Below are 15,286 nucleotides of genomic sequence, written 5' to 3'. Positions count from 1 at the left end.
CCTCAGGGTGCTTTCGCCAGAGAAGATGAAAGCCGCGCAGACAGCTGCTTCCGAAGTGCTTCCCAAGCGGTTTCGAAAACGGCGGCACCCTCGTCCTCAAGTCCGGCCGCGAGTGCGTCGTAGTCAATGCCGGCTCCCTGGATGCGGGCCAAGGCACGCTCTGCGTCAACGTAATTGGCCCGAACGGAGTCTTCCGGCACCTGGCCGTGGTCCTCTACGGCGCGCAGAGTGGCTTCAGGCATGGTGATGACTACGCCGGGAGTGATGAGATCAACAATGTAGCGGGTGTCCTTGTACGCGGGATCCTTTGTAGAGGTGGAAGCCCAGAGGGGACGCATCGGGTTGGCCCCTGCAGCTCGGAGGGCATGCCAGCGCGGGGACGAGAAAACGGCTTCGTAGCGTTGGTAGGCCAGCCGCGCGTTCGCCGTGGCCATCCTGCCGCGAAGTTCGGCTGCCTCCGGCCCGCCGATCGTGTCGAGCAGGGCATCGGCCGCGCTGTCGACTCTGGAGATAAAAAAAGATGCCACAGAACCTATCCTCGACAGTTCCAGCCCTGCCTGACGGGCCTGTTCCATGCCTGCCAGGAAGGATTCCATCACGAACTCGTAGCGGGCGAGGGAGAAGATCAGGGTGACGTTGATGCTGATACCTTCGGCCAGGCAGCGGGCTATCGCCGGTATCCCTGCGGGAGTGGCCGGGATTTTGATGTAAAGATTTGGTCGGTCGACCATCCACCACAGCGCCCGGGCTTCAGCGATGGTCACCTCCGTACTTCTGGCCTGCCGCGGTTCGACCTCTATTGAGACACGTCCGTCAATGCCGCTTGTCGCCTCATAAACGGGCAGGAGCAGGTCACAGGCCGCTCTAACGTCAGAACAGGTCAGTGTCCGCAGGGCCTCATCGACGGCAACACCGCGGACGGCCAGGTCATGGATCTGGGATTCGTAGGCAGCGCCGTTGCTGATTGCCTTGGCGAAGATCGTCGGGTTCGTTGTCACCCCGACCACCCGCCGATGGGCGATCAGGTCGGCAAGGCTGCCGGAGACGAGGCGTTCCCGGCTCAGGTCGTCAAGCCAGATTGAGACTCCAGCCGCGTTGAGGGCGGCCAATGGATCGTTCACGGTCATGATCCTTTGCTCGGCGGCGGTACTCCCGGCGCCGCCCGGTGTTCTGCAGGGCCGCCGTCCTGCCGGGCCAGGTAGCGGAGGAAGAGCATATCCCCGGAACGAAGCACGTGGTCAAGGTGCATGTGGCTCGGCTGGGGATTCTGGGTGGAACTCACCGCAATACGCACCCCTGGCCCTCCCACAAGTACGGGACTGACCGAGAGGCAAAGTTCGTCGACGCGGTTGGCCTGCTGGAACGTTCCAAACAGGCGTGGCCCTCCCTCGGAGTGGAGCCGTGAAAATCCACGCAACCCGAGTTCGTGGATCAGTACCTCCACATCAAGGCTCCGCTGCCCGCAGACGAGCACATCCGCCACCTTTTCCAGTCTCCTCTTTCGGGCGGGATCAGCCTCCTCGGCGGTGATAATCAGGGGCCGTTCGGCCGCGGCAGTGAAGAAGGGCATGCCCGGGTCAACGCTGAGGCTTCCGGAGACCATGGCGAGTGAAGGCCGGCTGCTCTTGCCGTGGTCCTGGCGCCATCGGCTGTCTTCCGGGTCGATGAGATCCCCGGAATAGCCTTCGGCCCGGACCGTTCCAGCACCGACGAGGATGATGTCGGCGACACGGCGCAAAAGCTTCATGATCCGCCGATCCGCTGCGTTGCCCAGCTCTCCGGAGCGGCCGTTGAGCGTTGCGGCACCATCCAGGCTGGAGACGAAGTTGAAACTGACCCGGGGCCCGCTTGCTACCGGATGTGTATACCAGTCCACCAGTTGCTGATCGGTGGCGGCAGCGACGTGTCCGGGCAGCAGACGATCAATCACAGCAGCACCCTAGACGGTTGCGGCACCGGTTCGTCCATCTTGTGGTGCCCCATGTTGTGCTGCAGTGACACCGGGTTCCGCCAGCCCAGCACCGCCTCCGTCAGGTGAAGCGCAGCAGCTGCGGCCGCAATGTTGTGCATGCGCAGGATACGCGCTCCGTTCAGAAGGCAGATGACGGCAGCAGCGAGTGAGCCTTCCACCCGCTGATCCTTTGCCTTGCCCAGGGTTTCGCCGATGAAGTCCTTGTTGGAGACAGCAGCGAGGACGGGGAAGCCCAACGCCGCGATGCGCCCAAGGCAGCGGGTGAGTTCCAGCGAATGAAGGGTGTTCTTGTTCAGGTCGTGCCCGGGATCGATGATGATCTGTTCTTCGCTGACGCCGAGCCGGAGCGCCTCGTCTATTTTTCGGCACAGAAAGTCCCGGACCTCCCCAACTACGTCATGGTAACCGGGCCGGGGCCAGGCGGACCGCGGCGGAGCCAGGCTATGGGTGATGATCAGGTGCGCCCCGGATTCAGCGACTGCCGCAGCCATGTCGGGGTTCCGGAGCCCGGAGGTGTCATTGATGGCATTAGCTCCGGCTTTGATGCTCAGTCGAGCAACTTCCGGGTTAAAAGTATCAGTTGAGATGATGGTGTCGCTGCGTTGGCGCACTTCTGTTATGACGGGAATGACACGGTCGGCTTCTTCGCGTGTGCTCAGGCAGGTCCCTGGTGCGAACGGCTGCCCGCCGATGTCAACCCAGTCCGCGCCTTCTGCCAGTGCGGCCATCGATGCGTCGATGGCCGCTTCGAGTCCGAAGGTCCGTCCAGTGTCGTAGAACGAATCCGGGGTGCGGTTGATGATGGCCATCAGTGCTGCCTGGCGGCGGAAATCGATAATCCGGCTCCCGAACCGGTGCACGGGGTGCAGGAGCGCCGGCTCGTACGTGGTGGTCCCAGGCGTTGCGGCTGCCGTCGCTCCCGGCGGTTCTCTCGTCTCCCGCGTTGGCGGCTGCATCACAAGTCGCTCAGCGGTGTGGCCGGGTCTGAAAGTTGCTGCGTGTGGACGGCGTGGGCGTTGGTGATCAGGGACTTAATGTCGTCCTGGACGTCCCAGACGTTGACGTTCATGCCGGCCACGACCCTGCCTTTGGTGGATGAGACCGGAGTGACCCAGAACGCGATGAATTTGCGTGAGGACGGGTCCCCGCGCAGGACCAGCTTCGCGTTGCGCGCCAATGAGGCGTAGCCGGAGTATTCCATGCCCAGGTCGAACTGATCGGTGTAGAAATAGGGGATGTTATCCAGCACGGCGGTCTGCCCGAGCATTGCCTTGGCCGCGACCTTGCCGCTGTTGATGGCGTTCGCCCAGTGTTCGCTTCGCTGATGCCTGCCGGTGATGGGATGGTAGGCGTTGGCCACGTCGCCTGCCGCGAAAATGTTTGGATCGCTCGTTCGCATTGATTGGTCTGTGAGTATGCCGTTTTCGATGGTGAGCCCTGCGGCTTCGGCCAGAGCGGTGTTGGGGATGACGCCCACAGCTGCCACAACCAGATCAGCCGGAAGTTCTTGGCCAGTGTCAGTGATGACGCCGGCAGCCCGGCCGTTGGCTTCGGTGATTCCGGCGACTGTCGTTTCAGTACGGAAGGACACTCCCGCTTCTTCGTGCCGCTGCATGAAGACGGTGCCGAGTTCCGGTCCGATGACAGCTTCGAGCGGGACCTTTTCCCGTCCCAGGACCGTAACCTCGGCCCCGAGTGTTCTGGCAGTGGCAGCGACTTCCATGCCGATCCAGCCCGTGCCGACGAGAACGACGCGCCGCGGGCCGTGATCTCCGGAGCGGCTCAGGGATGCCCGCAGCCGCTTGCTGTCCTCCAGTGTGCGCAGGCAATCCACGCCCGGCAAGGTGGCGCCGGGGACGGGAAGGGTGCGGGGCGAGGCCCCTGTCGTCAGCAGCAGCTGCCCATATTCCAGGACGCCGCCTCCTGCCAGAGTCACCAGGCCAGCTGCCGGATCGATGGATTCCACACTTTCACCCAGCAGCAGTTCTATCTGCTTGTCCACATAGTCACCCGGAGTGTATGGCAGCAAAGACTGCTCGTCCTCCCGCCCGGCCAGGAAGCCTTTGGACAGAGGCGGACGGATGTATGGGTAGTGCTTTTCCGCGCCCACCAGCGTGATTGTGCCATCGAACCCTTCAGCCCGCAGGGTCTGCGCGGCAGTCGCCCCGGCAAGGCCGGCTCCGACGATAACGATCTTGTTCATCATGACCATCTCCTTCCAATTCCGGATACAACTTTGCCCGGGAAAAACGAACCATCACTTCGGGAAAAAGCGGTCTTGGAGCGGTCCCGGAATACTGAGCTCCCCACGGAAGGCCGACGTCATCGTCAGGGTGCCGCTCGCCTCCACTCCCCGCAGCGACATGCACATGTGTTCGGCTTCCAGGACTGCGCCGGCGCCCCGTGCGTCGAGTGTTTCCATCAGCCAGTCCGCCACCTGCACCGTGAGGCGTTCCTGGACCTGTAGGTCTCTGGCGAACAATTCCAGGCCTCGGGCAAGTTTGGACAGCCCGATCAGCCTGTCCCCCGGAATGTAGCCGATATGCGCCACACCACGGAAGGGCAACAGGTGGTGCTGGCAGAGCGAATGAAAGGGGATGCTTTTCACGATAACCAGGTCTGTGTACCCGTCCGTATTCGGAAACGTCGTCCACGCCGCAGGCCGGGCAGTCAGCATCTGCTCAAAGGCTTTAGCCACGCGGCGGGGAGTTTCCGCCAGATGCGGATCCGACATGTCACGGCCCAGGGCAACCAGCAAAGCGGCAACGGCTGCCCGGGCACCCTCAACGTCGATCCCGGCCCTGCCCTCTTGCTCAAGATCAAGCCGGGCAAGCTCATCAATCGGGTCGGCGTACTGTCTCTGCCGGTCCTGGAACTGAGGGGATAGCATAATGCCCTTCTAAAGTTGGTTCTATTGAATTTAGAACGTATAATGGGGTCCGTCAAGTCCTCTTAGAGGTGGTTGAATTTGCTTATGAATCCTTCGTCGATTTCCGCGCAAGACCCCGACGTTGCCGCGTTGGCCGATCCGGTACGGCGCTCTCTCTACCGGGCCCTCATACGCAGCCCCGTTCCACTCTCCCGGGATCAGCTGGTCAGGATGTTGAACTTCGCTCCGAGCACCGCAGCCTTCCATCTCGAGAGGATGGTCCGTGAGGGTCTGCTGGAAACCGAAAGCAGAAAACTGGGCACGCGCACGGGCCCCGGATCCGGAAGGCCGACCAAACTGTATAAACCCGCAGTTGATGAGGTCAGCGTTTCCTTTCCCGCTCGTGAATATGAACTCGCAGCCCGCCTGCTCGCTTCCGCGATAGAAGCATCCCTGGTGACCGGCGAACCTGTCGAGGAAGCCCTTCGCACGATCGCCTACCGTGAAGGCCAAAGACTGGGGCTGCTCGCTGGAAGCACCGAGAAAGCCCTGGCCGACAACGGGTATGAACCCGAGGCCGACGCGCAGGGACTGGTTCTGGGTAACTGCCCGTTCCACCGCCTCGCCAAGGACCACACCCGGCTCGTATGCGGTCTCAATACCTCCCTCCTCCATGGAACGCTGGACGGCTGCAACGACACACAGCACCGAATCGAGGCCGCCCCCGAGAGCGCACCCTGCTGCGCCCGGCTGACCGCCGCCACGAAGTGAGCGGCACGGCAGCTGAAGTGCATGTCTCTCGCGGACACAGCGCGTCGTTTCGTGTTCATACGGTGGTGTGAGAGGCGGGCCAAGGCAACCTGGCCCACCTACCCGACTGCGCCAAAGCCACCACGGATTCTTGCCCTTCCGGACTAGAGTCAGCAACACCACTTCAGGAACGCAGGCCGGCCGACGCCGCCCGGAAACCCCGGCACGAAGCTGGATTCTGCCCCAGACCCAAAGGGGTTCACAGATGCGATATGTCGTTGGCTACACACCAAACGAACGCAGCGCCGACGCCGTTGCCTTGGCTTCGGCGATGGCCCGGGCCCAGGGCGCCCGGCTTGACCTGGTCCATGTGGTGGACCAGGGCGCGCTGCACGCTGCAGGGAATCCCGGCGGCGGCCAGGTCAGCGCCGAAGAGCAGGCCGTCCTGACCGCGCAGCGCAAAGGGCTCGGCCTGACCCCCGAAGACGTCAGCGTCGAGTTCCATGTGCGGAACGCCGATTCGTTCGCCGCAGGCCTGATCGACGCCGCGGTTGGAGCGGAGATGATTGTGGTGGGCGCGGCCAACGATGGGTTGTTCAAGCGCCACACAGTGGGCAGCGTGGCCAACGCACTGCTGCATGCCTCGCCGGTCCCGGTTGCGCTGGCTCCTCGAGGGTACCGCCGCACAGAGGCTGTGACCCGGCTAACCCTCGCCGTGGGGCAGCGGGCGGGTGCGGATGCCGCCATCGACTCCGCCGTTGATTCCGCCAAACGGCGCGGTCTTCCGCTGCGCCTGGTCTCGCTCGTGGAGCTGGATGCTGAAGGGGACAGAAGCGAGGTGGTCAACGCAGCGCACATCCATGCCAACACCGTACTCACCGAAGCGCCCCGCCGGCTCCCGGAGGGACACAAGGTCACCGTTGAGGTGGCTCATGGCCGGACTATCGAGGAGTGCATCGATAACCTGGAATGGGACGACGGGGAGATACTGATCGTGGGATCCTCCCGCCTGGCGGAGAAAAACAAGCTGTTCATCGGCAGCACGGCCAATAAAGTCCTGCGCGCACTGCCCGTTCCCATGATGGTTATCCCGCGCGACTACCAGCGCATGGGCACAGTGCTCGCGAACTAACCCCAGTCAGTCGTTTAACCGGCGCGCTTAAAGCACGACCCATGACCGGCCCCCGCTATCAGCCGTCTTGGGCGTACGCTTCTGACATGGAAGCTCAGTTTGAGGTTGAGGCGTTAATCGAGCACGAGTATCTGGTGCGCGCTCAGGCCGAGGGGGAAGTGATCGAGTCCAGGTTCAGAGTCGATCCTGGCGCGCTTGAACAGCTGGAGCTGGAGGGCGCCGACGAGCGGCAGGTGGTCAGGCAGACGGCGGTGTTTCTGGCCGCCCATCAACCGGTCATCGATTTCCCGCCCATGCTCGATCTGGCCGACGTCATCGCAAGCTACGACGACTACCCCGAGCAGCTGCGGCTGCAGTTGGCAGCGGAATCTGACTAAACCACCGGCACCTGATTCTCAGGTACAGCGGCTTGGGCCGCCTGTACGAGCCTGGAGAGAGCTCAGGTGTACAAACGGCTGTCGAAGACCGAACGCGGCCTTTCTGAGGGGTCTGGGTGGGCGACGATGACCCGAATGCCATCGGGGTCAACGCCTTCGACAAAAGTGACCCCTCCGGCTGTGTGGGTGTCCGTGTATCGCCCCATCTCCTTCAGAGCCTGCTGGAAATATTCCAATCCCTGGACACTGTCCGTGGCCCACATCAGCACGTGAAAGCCCAGACCCCCCGTGTGGTGCTCGGCCCGGTTGCCTCGCGCGATGAGGTACAGCTGGAAGCCGCCGGCGGCCAGAAGAAGAGCCGCATCCCCCTCGGAGCGGAGGGATACTTCACATCCGAACAGGTCACAGTAAAACGTCACAGACCTGTCCAGTTCGGCCACGAACAGGACCGATGACGCGACCTTGGCTGAATACCCCATTCAGTCATTATTAACCTGCCGACGCTACATGGCCAGCCTTCCCAGACGCTCCTGCCGGCACTGCTATGACATTCCACTCTGGCGTTCCCGGCTCTAGTCCGGTCCGTGCCGCGGCCTTCCACCCTTTCGGCCAGCCCTGGCCCGACATGCCGAGCAGCGGTGTGCAAACCGGACCCCTTAACCGTGAATCCCCTAACGATCCTCCTCAGACCCCTCCCCCACCGCCGGCGAGGGCCTGCTGGTGGTCGAGATGAGGGTGATGTCGGCCAGCCCCTCGCGCACCATTCTCTCCAATGGAAGGACGCTGTGCCGGGAGCGCCAAATTCATGGTCGTTACCAGTTGGTCCTTGGAAAGGCGGTCATGGGATTCGCTTTCTTGAGGTTCGGGGCCGCGCTCTTAGCTTAGGCACAGCAGGAGAGTTTGGAGACGTCGGTGGTGAAGGCTTTGCAGGCGATCCTGATGCCCTCGGTCATGGTCAGGTAGGGGCTCCAGGCGGCGGCGACCTGTGCGGTGGTCATGCCCGCCTCGAGCACGTAGACGCCGGCGGCGGCCAGTTCCCCGGCATCCTTGGCCACGGCAGTGAGGCCCAGGATCCGGCCGGTGTCACGATCGGCGACGACCTTGATGAAGCCGCGGGTGTCGCGGTTGACCAGCGCCCTCGGGACATATTGCAGGGGCAGGACCCGGCAGTCGCAGCGAATCCCGGCAGCGACCGCGTCCTTCTCAGTCATCCCGACGGCACCCACGGCCGGGCTGGTGAAGGTCACCCGGGGCAGGTACCGGTAGTCGACCTCGGCCACGGCGTCGGTGAAGGCGTTCTCCACGGCCAGGGCGCCGTGGGCCGCGGCGACATAGACGAACTCCCGATGGCCGGTCACGTCCCCGGCGGCCCAGACCCGCGGGTTGGAGCTGGCCAGACGCGAGTCGACCACGATCTCGCCGGACGTGCCGGTCTTTACCCCGACGGCCTCAAGGTTCAGCCCGTCGGTGACGGGCCGGCGGCCCATGGCCACGAGCAGCCGGGAGGCCCGGAACACTTCCTGGCCTCCGGCCACGGATCCGGTGGCGATGACCCCGCCGGTGGCCTGATCGAGGCTCACGGAATCCACGGTGGCCCGCCAGACCACCCGGATCCCCTCATCCGCGAAGACTCCGGCCAACGCCTTGGATACTTCCGGTTCCTCCTGCGAAGTGAGTTTGGAGCGGACCAGCATGGTGACCCGGGCGCCAAGCCGGGAGAAAAGCTGCGCCTGCTCCAAGGCAACATAGCCCCCACCCAGGATGAGCATGGTTTCGGGCACCTCGTCCAGTTCCATCGCCGTCGTCGAGGTCAGGTATCCGGCCTCGGCCAGTCCCGGAACGGGCGGCGCCCACGGTGTGGAGCCTGTGGCCACGAGGTAGTGTCCGGCCTCGATCGTTGTCACCGCACCGCCCGGTGAGGTGACCTGGAGCAACGGCGCATCCTGGCTTCCGGTGAACGCTGCGTCCCCGCTGACCATGGTCCAGCCGTAGTCGGCGGCCAGGTCGATGTACTTCTCCGTCCGCATGCTGTCAACAAGCGCAGCCTTGCCCCCGACGAGGGCCGGCATGTCCACAGGACCCGCCGAGGCCATCACGCCGGGGAAGCGGGCCGAGTCCAACGCCACGTGGCGGGCGTCCGCGGCAGCCAGGAGCGCCTTCGACGGCACACACCCGGTGTTAACGCATGTCCCGCCCACGGTGCCGCGCTCAACCATCACTACCCGCTTGCCCAGCCCCCTGGCCCGGATCGCGGCCGCAAACGCCGCGCCACCGGAACCAATGATCGCCAGATCGAACCGTTCGTTGCCCATCCCGGCGTCCTTCCCCGTGACTTGAAAGTTCCTATGGAACCATCATGAACCTTCCAGTACAGTGGAAGGTCAAATCGGGTGGCCACCGAAAGAGAAATCAGCGCACATGAGAATCGGACAGCTTGCAGAAGCAACCGGAACCACGACCAAGACCCTGCGGTTCTACGAGGAGTCGGGGCTGCTCCCGCCCGCCGAGCGCATGGCGTCCGGCTACCGGGACTACACCGACGATGCTGTGGGCCAGGTCGGGTTCATCCACCGCGGCCAGGCCGCCGGGCTCACCCTCGCCCAGATCGGGCAGATCCTGAGGATCCGCGAACACGGCCAGGCCCCGTGCTCGCACGTCCGGGACCTGCTAGGGGAGCGTCTGCGGGAACTCGATGCCCAGATCGCCGAGCTCCTTGCCCTCAGGGAAACCATCTCCGAGCTGCACGCCCAGGCCGCTGAACCTGAACCGGACACGTGCTCCGCTGACGAGGTCTGCCGCTACATCTGATCGGCATCCCCATGGGATGAAGTGGAGACGTGCCCCTCACCGGCATTGAGCGGGGCCAGAAATAACCGTTCCACCGGGGCCACAATTAGTTGACATACTCATACGGCCGTAGCCGTCGGACCTCATCCAGCTCGCCAATCAGTTAAGTGCCGCGAGTTCGGTAGTGTCGACTCATGGGTGGTGGCACTCTGCTGAATTTCGTGTTGGTCCTCTTCTTTGTGCTGTTGGGCGGTGTCTTCGCCGGCACGGAAATGGCACTGGTTTCCCTGCGCGATAGTCGGATACGTCAGGGCCAGGACGGCGGAGCTGGCTCGGAGCCCAAACCGTTTCCTCTCAGCCGTACAGATTGGAGTGGCACTTTCCGGTTTTTTCTCAGCCGCTTATGGTGCCTCCACCATTGCACCGGAAGTAACGCCTCTCCTTGAGGGCTTGGGATTGGGCTCCGCGTCGGAACCGGTGTCCTTTATCGGCATGACGTTTGCTGGTGGCCTACCTTTCCCTGGTGCTTGGGGAGCTGGCACCTAAGAGGCTGGCTATGCAGAATGCGGTGGGACTGACGAAGATTCTGGCTCCGCCTTGATCATCTTCTCGTAAATTATGCGACCGGTCATCTGGCTGCTGTCCGTCTTAACCAACGCGATGGTGGGGCTTGGCGGCGATCCGAATGCAAAATCGGAGAGCGTCAGCTCGGAGGAACTCTGGGACATGGTCGCCGAGAGCGAGATGCTGGAAGAAAGTAGCCGCACCTTCTGACGGACGTGTTTTGGAGCCGGTGATCGTTTGCTGCAGGAGGTCATGCGGCCTCGCACCGAGGGTGGCCTTCATCGAAGGCAACCTGAGCGTTGCGGATGCCCGTCGCAAGGTCAGGGACTCCCCGTATTCGCGCTATCCCGTGATTGGCAGGACCAGCGACGATCCATATCCGTGACCTGATGCCCCGGGATGAAGGGCATTTTGAGGTGTGGTGAAGGATATTGTTCGTGAGCTTCTTCCGCTGCCGGGCACGAATCGGATGCTGCCCTCACTGTCCAGAATGCGCAAACTGGGCAACCACATCGCACTGGTGGTGGATGAGTACGGCGGGACAGCCGGCATCGTCACACTTGAGGATCGCGTGAGAGTGACCAATGGATCTGTCGACGGTGACGGCGGCCTGATCCTGCAGGAATTCGAGTCGGTGTCGGGCATATAGTTGGCAGACGGCCATTACGAGACGGTGGCCGGCTTCGTCATCGACCGTTTGGGTCGCCTGCCCGGAACCGGTGACAGAGTGAAGATATCTGGCCATCCGCTGACCATGCTCGTCATGGATCGAATGCGCATCGGCCGGATCCGAGTGACGCCAGCGAATGACCCCCGCGTAGAAACCAGCTATTGATTCCGGGACCGGACAATCGCCTTCCGGGTTTCTTCCACCCAGAGCACGGAAGACCCCACGAGCAGAGTCAGTCCCCATTGCGTGGAGCTGAGCGCGGTAGTTCCGAAGAATCGCTGCAACTCGTCGAGGCTAACGACTAAGAACTGCAGGACCACCACAACCAGCAAGGCTACCCAGATACTGCGGTTGGTGAAGGTCTGCAGTGCGAACACGGAACCGGATTCCGATCGTACGTTGAGCAGATTGAAGACCTGGAAAAAGACAAAGGTCGTGAATGCAAGGGTGGTCCCCAGCAACGGATCGGTGGAACTCTCCGGGAACAGGACGGGCGCCAGGACGAGGACCGCAGTGGTTCCTGCTGCCATCACCACACCGAGTCCCAGGATCCGAAGCAGCCGGTTAGGAGTCAGCAACGGCTCGTTGGCTGGTCGCGGCTTTTGTTTCATGATGTCCGGCTCGGCTGGATCCACACCGAGAGCAAGTGCGGGCGGCCCATCCATAATGATGTTCACCCAGAGGATCTGCAACGCGGTGAACGGCGCCCCGCCGGCGAGACCGAGCACCCCGGCAATGAGGAAAATAAGAACGAAACCCCACGCCGTTGTGAGCTGGAACTTCACAAACTTGATGATATTCGCGTAGATCCCGCGGCCCTCCTCGACGGCTGAAACAACCGTCGCGAAGTTGTCGTCCGTCAGGATCATTTTCGCCGCGCCCTTGGACACGTCCGTGCCCGTAATGCCCATGGCAATGCCAATATCCGCCTGCTTCAGCGCCGGCGCGTCATTCACCCCGTCACCGGTCATGGCCACGATATTGCCGTCCTGCTGCAGAGCCTTGACCACACGGATCTTGTGCTCGGGCGCCACGCGTGCCAGCACTCCGAACCCAGCGGCACGCCGGTTGAGCTCGGCGTCGTCCAGATCATCCAGGGCTGCACCCGAAGCGGCCTCGCCTGGGATACCAAGTTGCCTCGCGATAGAAGAAGCCGTGACCAGATGATCGCCAGTGATCATGTGCACGGTGATCCCGGCGGCCCGGGCAGTCGCGATGGCCTCTGCCGCCTCCGCCCGGGGCGGATCAACAATTCCGACTACGGCGTAAATGGTCAGATGGTCCGCAGCGGCACGCAGTTCGTCGCCGTCTGAGGGCAGCTCGCCGTCCAGCCGGCGGCCGGCGATCATCAACGTGCGCAGGCCCTCGGCCGCCATCGTCTCGACATCCTCGCGGACAGCCGTCCGGTCCTCGTCGGTCAGCGGCAGAATGCCCTCGGCCGTGAGGATCGAATCCGCCCGTTCCAGGAGGACACCCGGCGCGCCCTTGGCGAAACAACGGAACCTGGCCGGCGTGCTGTCTCCCTTGGTGAAGTTCTGTTCGTGAAAGGTGGCCATGAACTTGTAATCGGAATCAAACGGCACTTCCGCCACCCGGGGGTGGTTGGCGCGGACGCCATCAACATCAATCCCACCCTTCTCGGCCAGCGCCACCAAGGCGCCTTCGGTGGGATCACCGACGAGCTTGCCGTCCCGGATCCAGGCATCATTGCACAGGGCCATGGAAACCAAGGCGTCGGACATCGCCGGCAGTGGCTCGCCGTCGCCACTGAGGATCTTTCCTTCCGTCGTGTACCCCTGGCCGGTGATGCGGAACGAACGCCCCATCATGTGCAGGCGCCGTACCGTCATCTCGTTCAGGGTCAGTGTGCCGGTCTTGTCGGTGGCGATATGCGTGGTGCTGCCGAGGGTTTCGACGGCGGATAGCTGTTTGATGATCGCACCACGGCGCGCCATTCGCGAGGCGCCCATGGCAAGAGTAAAGGCGACCACCGCCGTCAGGCCCTCCGGGATAGTGGCCACGGCAAGCGAAACTGCGGTGATCAGCAACTCAGACCAAGGCTGTCCGCGGGCAAGCCCCAAGACAAAGACGACGACTACTACCGCCAGCGCAACGACGGTCAACAGCTGCGTCAGCTGGCCGATACGCCTTTGAAGTGGCGTCCCTTCATCGCCTGCGCCCTCAAGCAGTGCCGCTATATTGCCAATCTGGGTGTACATGCCGGTGCCAGTAACCACCATGACGGCCCGTCCGCGGCTTACGTCCGTGCTCATAAAAAGCATGTTCGTTCGGTCACCGAGCGGCAGGCCGGGATCTTCCAGGGTAACGCCGGTCTTCTCCACTGGCTGGGATTCACCGGTCAGCGCAGCCTCAGCCACCTGCAGCCGCGCCGCCTCGAGTAGGCGGCCATCCGCCGGAACCGTGTCGCCCGCTTCAAGCACCACAATGTCACCGGGAACCAACTCCTCATTGGAGACTTCCTCTTCATGGCCGTTCCGGCGGACCCGTGAAGTGTCCACTGACATGGTCCGCAGAGCTGCGAGACTGCTCTCAGCCCGGCTCTCCTGAACATAGTTCAGGATTGTATTCAGCACGATCACAACCAGGATCACAACGGGGGTTTCCCATTCCCGGGAGACGACCGCACTGACAATGGCGGCGATGATGAGCACCACAATCATCTTGTCTGCAAGCAGCCGCAGAACCTTCTTCCAGACCTGCACTTTAGCCTCGTCCGCGAGCACGTTCGCTCCGAACTTCTCCTGTCTGGCACTCACGGCCGCGGCCGTGAGCCCCACGGAAGGGTCCACGTCCAAGGACGCTGCAACCTCGGACGATGAGCGAGTATGCCAATCCTTCTCGATAGTGCCGGAACCCATCGCGAATTATCCTTGCCGTAGACGTATCAGCACGGTTGCACTGACCTCAGGCTATCGGTCAGTCGTCTGTCTCCTGTTCGGTCAGCGCACGAATCAGGCAAGGTGACAATCGGCCACAGAGGGCATACAACCTGTGACGGCGCAGAGCCGTCTTCGACCCCTTTCAGATGGTGCCCCAAGGACGGCGGATACAGGGTGCCAGGCAACTCGTTCGTTAATTTCCGGAAGCCTATCGCAAGGCCGTTGGTGAAGGATCTACTGCTCACTTGGGTTGGCGCTGGATGAAGGCCGCCATTCCGGGGACGGTGAAGGCAATGACACCGTGTTCCGGAGCGTAGACAAGACCTTTTGCAATCAGGTTCGCCCGGATCGGGCCGAAACTGGCCGGGCCTCGCCCCAGGCGCGCCGCAATTTCGCCCGAAGAGCTTCCCTTGTCGCCGTCTTCGGCCATGGCCCTGAGGTAGTTTTGTTCGGCCCTGGTTGCCCGGTCCCAGCGGGCCCGAAAGAAACCGCTGTCCAGGGCTGCACGTCCGTTGGCTGCTCCGACCCGCGCATCGTCGTACGTGATGTTCACGCCGGTTGCGGCGTTCCAGGTGTCCTGTCCGAATTGCTGCAGGAAGTATGGGTAGCCGGCGCTTTCATCGACGATCAGTGCAACGGCGGCGTCGTCCCATTCGACCCCGTCATCGCCTGCCGGTACCGTCAAAGCTTCCGAGGCAACGGCTCCCCGGAGCTCCTCGATCTTTTCGTAATTGAACCGCTCGGCGTAGGACTTCGCTTCGGCGAGCACTCTGGGCAGGCTCGGCAAACCAGCAAATGCGAAAAGTACACGCCAGTCATCTTGCGCGGCGGCGTGGGCGATTGCGCAGAGCGCCACGAGCTCGGCCTGATCGAGATCCTGAGCTTCGTCAATCAGGATCGCCAGACCGACATTCTCCTCTTCCGCAGCCAATGCCAGGTCGTGGACGAGCTTGCGGAGGTCGGTTTCGAGGACCCCGGTGTCCGCTCCCCCACCGGAGGCCCCTGTGAGATCCAAGCCGAAGTTCCACGTACCGCTCTGGTCATAGGAGGCTTTGAAGCTGACGGCAGTCTTCAGGGCTTTCAGTAGCCGCCGCCCTGCTGACGGCCGTGCCAGATCGGCAAGTGGAGCGTGAAGGGCCTCCCCTAGGAGGCTGCTGAACAAGGCGGTTGTGGGGCGGGCGGAACGCCACCAATGGGCCGTCTAGCGGCGTGTTCTGGTCAGCACCCTTGGGTGCGACAACGGGGTCGTTCCGCCCGCTTGGCTT

Annotated in this window: 16 protein-coding genes; 7 read left to right on the top strand and 9 right to left on the bottom strand. The window is 62.9% G+C overall.

Annotated elements, in window-relative coordinates; genetic code table 11:
* Positions 1 to 2 precede the first annotated feature (2 nt).
* The 5 genes from tal to folE are packed head-to-tail and all read right to left on the bottom strand — an operon-like array spanning position 3 to position 4,862.
* On the bottom strand, positions 3 to 1,127 hold the full coding sequence (gene tal, locus NFC73_RS19420; protein ID WP_254752942.1) for a transaldolase: 1,125 nt from the start codon (positions 1,125 to 1,127) through the stop codon (positions 3 to 5).
* Positions 1,124 to 1,930 (bottom strand): pyrimidine reductase family protein, encoded by an 807-nt coding sequence (locus NFC73_RS19415; RefSeq protein ID WP_254752941.1) that lies wholly within the window; start codon positions 1,928 to 1,930, stop codon positions 1,124 to 1,126. The genes tal and NFC73_RS19415 overlap by 4 nt, the downstream gene beginning before the upstream one ends.
* Positions 1,927 to 2,928, bottom strand: a complete 1,002-nt coding sequence (gene folP, locus NFC73_RS19410; RefSeq protein WP_254752939.1) for a dihydropteroate synthase — start codon at positions 2,926 to 2,928, stop codon at positions 1,927 to 1,929. Before folP ends, NFC73_RS19415 begins: the two co-directional genes overlap by 4 nt.
* Positions 2,928 to 4,178: an NAD(P)/FAD-dependent oxidoreductase gene (locus NFC73_RS19405; RefSeq protein ID WP_254752937.1), complete on the bottom strand. Its 1,251-nt coding sequence runs from the start codon at positions 4,176 to 4,178 to the stop codon at positions 2,928 to 2,930. Before NFC73_RS19405 ends, folP begins: the two co-directional genes overlap by 1 nt.
* A gap of 51 nt (positions 4,179 to 4,229) precedes the next feature.
* Positions 4,230 to 4,862: a GTP cyclohydrolase I gene (gene folE, locus NFC73_RS19400; protein WP_254752935.1), complete on the bottom strand. Its 633-nt coding sequence runs from the start codon at positions 4,860 to 4,862 to the stop codon at positions 4,230 to 4,232.
* An 84-nt stretch (positions 4,863 to 4,946) separates the two neighbouring features.
* Here folE and NFC73_RS19395 point away from each other — a divergent pair, with 84 nt between their 5' ends.
* The 3 genes from NFC73_RS19395 to NFC73_RS19385 all read left to right on the top strand — a co-directional run bounded on the left by NFC73_RS19395 (position 4,947) and on the right by NFC73_RS19385 (position 7,100).
* A complete protein-coding gene (locus tag NFC73_RS19395) occupies positions 4,947 to 5,612 on the top strand; it encodes a helix-turn-helix transcriptional regulator (RefSeq protein WP_254752933.1) in 666 nt (221 codons plus the stop codon).
* 244 nt (positions 5,613 to 5,856) lie between these two features.
* Positions 5,857 to 6,723 (top strand): universal stress protein, encoded by an 867-nt coding sequence (locus NFC73_RS19390; RefSeq protein ID WP_254752931.1) that lies wholly within the window; start codon positions 5,857 to 5,859, stop codon positions 6,721 to 6,723.
* A gap of 86 nt (positions 6,724 to 6,809) precedes the next feature.
* Positions 6,810 to 7,100 (top strand): hypothetical protein, encoded by a 291-nt coding sequence (locus tag NFC73_RS19385; protein WP_254752929.1) that lies wholly within the window; start codon positions 6,810 to 6,812, stop codon positions 7,098 to 7,100.
* 62 nt (positions 7,101 to 7,162) lie between these two features.
* Here the strand turns inward: NFC73_RS19385 and NFC73_RS19380 are convergent, their stop codons facing one another.
* Both NFC73_RS19380 and merA read right to left on the bottom strand, forming a co-directional pair.
* Positions 7,163 to 7,579 (bottom strand): VOC family protein, encoded by a 417-nt coding sequence (locus NFC73_RS19380; RefSeq protein WP_254752927.1) that lies wholly within the window; start codon positions 7,577 to 7,579, stop codon positions 7,163 to 7,165.
* Between the two features lie 402 nt (positions 7,580 to 7,981).
* Positions 7,982 to 9,412 carry a mercury(II) reductase gene (gene merA / locus NFC73_RS19375; RefSeq protein WP_254752925.1) on the bottom strand — a complete coding sequence of 477 codons (1,431 nt, stop codon included), beginning with the start codon at positions 9,410 to 9,412 and terminating at the stop codon, positions 7,982 to 7,984.
* A gap of 106 nt (positions 9,413 to 9,518) precedes the next feature.
* Between merA and NFC73_RS19370 the strand changes: the two genes are divergently transcribed.
* From NFC73_RS19370 to NFC73_RS20900, 4 genes are all read left to right on the top strand, one after another.
* Entirely contained in the window at positions 9,519 to 9,908 is a 390-nt protein-coding gene (locus NFC73_RS19370; RefSeq protein WP_254752923.1) for a heavy metal-responsive transcriptional regulator, read from the top strand.
* A 597-nt stretch (positions 9,909 to 10,505) separates the two neighbouring features.
* Positions 10,506 to 10,661 carry a hypothetical protein gene (locus NFC73_RS20910; RefSeq protein WP_308292698.1) on the top strand — a complete coding sequence of 52 codons (156 nt, stop codon included), beginning with the start codon at positions 10,506 to 10,508 and terminating at the stop codon, positions 10,659 to 10,661.
* 208 nt (positions 10,662 to 10,869) lie between these two features.
* On the top strand, positions 10,870 to 11,100 hold the full coding sequence (locus tag NFC73_RS20905) for a CBS domain-containing protein (protein ID WP_308292697.1): 231 nt from the start codon (positions 10,870 to 10,872) through the stop codon (positions 11,098 to 11,100).
* Between the two features lie 24 nt (positions 11,101 to 11,124).
* A complete protein-coding gene (locus NFC73_RS20900; protein ID WP_308292700.1) occupies positions 11,125 to 11,286 on the top strand; it encodes a transporter associated domain-containing protein in 162 nt (53 codons plus the stop codon).
* On the opposite strand, the gene NFC73_RS19360 is transcribed toward NFC73_RS20900, so the two are convergent.
* Together NFC73_RS19360 and NFC73_RS19355 are read right to left on the bottom strand one after the other, a co-directional pair.
* The gene (locus tag NFC73_RS19360; RefSeq protein WP_254752921.1) at positions 11,280 to 14,000 is read right to left on the bottom strand and encodes a cation-translocating P-type ATPase; all 2,721 of its coding nucleotides are present in this window, start codon (positions 13,998 to 14,000) and stop codon (positions 11,280 to 11,282) included. The genes NFC73_RS20900 and NFC73_RS19360 overlap by 7 nt on opposite strands.
* A gap of 262 nt (positions 14,001 to 14,262) precedes the next feature.
* The gene (locus NFC73_RS19355) at positions 14,263 to 15,183 is read right to left on the bottom strand and encodes a DUF8462 domain-containing protein (protein WP_254752919.1); all 921 of its coding nucleotides are present in this window, start codon (positions 15,181 to 15,183) and stop codon (positions 14,263 to 14,265) included.
* Positions 15,184 to 15,286: the final 103 nt, after the last annotated feature.

This window comes from Pseudarthrobacter humi, assembly GCF_024294965.1.
In the GTDB taxonomy this organism is placed as follows: Bacteria; Actinomycetota; Actinomycetes; order Actinomycetales; family Micrococcaceae; genus Arthrobacter; species Arthrobacter humi.
Note: the sequence above shows the minus strand (reverse complement) of the source record. Positions and strands in the feature narration are given on the sequence as shown.